1 protein-coding gene and 1 pseudogene are annotated in these 626 nt (G+C 40.4%); both read right to left on the bottom strand.

What is annotated here, in order from left to right; all coding sequences use genetic code 11:
* Positions 1–121: 121 nt before the first annotated feature.
* Positions 122–340, bottom strand: coding sequence for a membrane protein (locus R7P74_RS27290; protein ID WP_017448537.1), 219 nt, complete (start codon positions 338–340; stop codon positions 122–124).
* A gap of 44 nt (positions 341–384) precedes the next feature.
* Positions 385–626 (bottom strand): annotated as a pseudogene (locus tag R7P74_RS27285) (hypothetical protein); the annotation flags it as partial.

Genomic DNA, 626 nt, shown 5'->3' with positions numbered 1-626 from the left:
GCGAAGGCAAGGGCAAAAACGATGATTAAAAGAAAAACGTAGATGGAGTAACCAACAAAAACAAATCACAGAGTTCATTATAGAGTTTTGGAGACCCCACCCACCGAAAAGACTTGCCGAATTAACTTTCGACTAATTGGCGTTTTTTATTTAATTGCGTAATGCCAATAACCAAGCCTATGACTCCAAAAACAACACAAACTAAAGCGCTAGTGTTGACGTGTTGCTGCGTTTCGAAGGAGCTGTACACAAAAGCGAGACTGAAGAAAATGGTGCCAAAACTCAAACCTGTTAACGCACTAAAACCGGCAAAACTCGCCAAGTCTTTAAAATCGTTCATAACGAATCCCTGTTGATAATCCTTAAATGTGTGAGTAGATAAAGTTAACGAAATATCTGACGCGATTGCTGGTGCTTTCGCGCATTCCAAAGCCAGATGGAAACGCCCAACGAAAAGCCCAAGAACAGCGTTTTCATTTGCAGAGCCACATTGTTGTCCAATACTTCTAATGTATAGTGAGCGTGTGAACTAAAAATCACGTTTGTCATTAAAATCAATGGCATCAACACCAAACCCACTCGGCGATGTTTCACTAATAAGTACACCGCTAACAAATCTAAAAGAC

Source organism: Vibrio sp. 2033, assembly GCF_033339735.1.
The sequence above is the reverse complement of the archived record's forward strand: the minus strand, read 5'-3'. Positions and strand labels throughout refer to the sequence as shown.